General features: G+C 42.9%; 1 pseudogene. It reads right to left on the reverse strand.

Features of this window, described 5'->3' with window-relative positions:
• Nucleotides 1-299 (reverse strand): annotated as a pseudogene (locus ACEO2X_RS14250) (IS66 family transposase); the annotation flags it as partial.
• Nucleotides 300-373: the final 74 nt, after the last annotated feature.

Consider the following 373-nt stretch of genomic DNA (forward strand, 5'->3'; position numbering starts at 1 on the left):
TCCAGTTCTAGATCAACCGCGGCAATATCTTCTTCAACCGCTTCATCCCACAGATGGATTTGTTTTGCAGTGAGATGTTCGTTTTTACTGCCGAATTTGTGCTGTTTAAATAGTGCGAGTTCATGCTCGTATTTTTGATTGAGAATAGAAAGATGTTGAACTTTGGCATCCAATTGTTGGTTTGATTTTTCTAATTCTTGATTTGATTCTGCCAGAGACTGATGCTGCATCGCCAACTGTCTGGTGAATTCCAGCAGTTGTTCATGGGTCAGTTGGCTTAAGTCAGGCAGCGTATTCATGACCGCAGTATGCCTGAGGTCATGACGCAGAGGAAATAGAACGTTTGGAGAATAGCAGAATAGCCGAGCTTGGT

The organism is Acinetobacter sp. AL9, from assembly GCF_041464035.1.
Classification (GTDB): domain Bacteria; phylum Pseudomonadota; class Gammaproteobacteria; order Pseudomonadales; family Moraxellaceae; genus Acinetobacter; species Acinetobacter towneri.